General features: G+C 55.6%; 1 rRNA gene. It reads right to left on the reverse strand.

The features are described 5' to 3' along the window. Positions 1–16: 16 nt before the first annotated feature. Positions 17–1,533: ribosomal RNA gene (locus HMPREF2791_RS02340) — 16S ribosomal RNA — on the reverse strand. Between the last annotated feature and the right edge of the window lie 133 nt (positions 1,534–1,666).

A 1,666-nucleotide genomic window follows, 5' to 3' on the forward strand; every position in this document is an offset into this window, starting at 1 on the left:
AAATAAAGCTCCTTAGAAAGGAGGTGATCCAGCCGCACCTTCCGGTACGGCTACCTTGTTACGACTTCGTCCCAATCGCCGATCCCACCTTCGACAGCTCCCATGACAGGCCACTGGCTTCGGGTGTTACCAACTTTCATGACGTGACGGGCGGTGTGTACAAGGCCCGGGAACGTATTCACCGCAGCGTTGCTGATCTGCGATTACTAGCGACTCCGACTTCATGGGGTCGAGTTGCAGACCCCAATCCGAACTACGACCGGCTTTACAGCGATTAGCTCACCCTCACAGGCTCGCAGACGCGTTGTACCGACCATTGTAGCATGTGTGAAGCCCTGGACATAAGGGGCATGATGATTTGACGTCATCCCCACCTTCCTCCGAGTTAACCCCGGCAGTCTCTCACGAGTCCCCACCATAACGTGCTGGCAACATAAGACAAGGGTTGCGCTCGTTGCGGGACTTAACCCAACATCTCACGACACGAGCTGACGACAACCATGCACCACCTGTACACCAACCACAAAGGGAAAGACCATCTCTGGCCCGATCTGGTGTATGTCAAGCCCAGGTAAGGTTCTTCGCGTTGCATCGAATTAATCCACATGCTCCGCCGCTTGTGCGGGCCCCCGTCAATTCCTTTGAGTTTTAGCCTTGCGGCCGTACTCCCCAGGCGGGGCGCTTAATGCGTTAGCTACGGCACGAACCCCGTGGAAGGGACTCACACCTAGCGCCCACCGTTTACGGCATGGACTACCAGGGTATCTAATCCTGTTCGCTACCCATGCTTTCGCTCCTCAGCGTCAGTTACTGCCCAGAGACCTGCCTTCGCCATCGGTGTTCCTCCTGATATCTGCGCATTCCACCGCTACACCAGGAATTCCAGTCTCCCCTACAGCACTCAAGTTATGCCCGTATCGCCTGCAGTCCCGCAGTTAAGCTGCGGGCTTACACAAACGACGCGACAAACCACCTACGAGCTCTTTACGCCCAGTAATTCCGGACAACGCTCGCACCCTACGTATTACCGCGGCTGCTGGCACGTAGTTAGCCGGTGCTTCTTCTCCAGGTACCGTCACTTGCGCTTCGTCCCTAGCGAAAGGAGTTTACAACCCGAAGGCCGTCATCCCCCACGCGGCGTCGCTGCATCAGGCTTGCGCCCATTGTGCAATATTCCCCACTGCTGCCTCCCGTAGGAGTCTGGGCCGTATCTCAGTCCCAATGTGGCCGTACACCCTCTCAGGCCGGCTACCCGTCGACGCCTTGGTAGGCCATTACCCCACCAACAAGCTGATAGGCCGCGAGCTCATCCCACACCGAAAAAACTTTCCACAATGGCATCCAAACCATCGTCCTATCCGGTATTAGACCCAGTTTCCCAGGCTTATCCCGAAGTGCAGGGCAGATCACCCACGTGTTACTCACCCGTTCGCCACTCGAGTACCCCTGCAAGCAGAGGCCTTTCCGTTCGACTTGCATGTGTTAAGCACGCCGCCAGCGTTCATCCTGAGCCAGGATCAAACTCTCCACAAAAAAGTTTCAGAAAGAAACAGGCCGTGAAAAGCCCAAACCCAACCAAAAACAAACCAACCAACACAAAAAGTGCCGGACTGGCAAAATCCAAAAATTACAAAGGTTCAAACAACCAACCCCCAACCCGACGGGG

This window comes from Corynebacterium sp. HMSC034A01 (genome assembly GCF_001838175.1).
In the GTDB taxonomy this organism is placed as follows: Bacteria; Actinomycetota; Actinomycetes; order Mycobacteriales; family Mycobacteriaceae; genus Corynebacterium.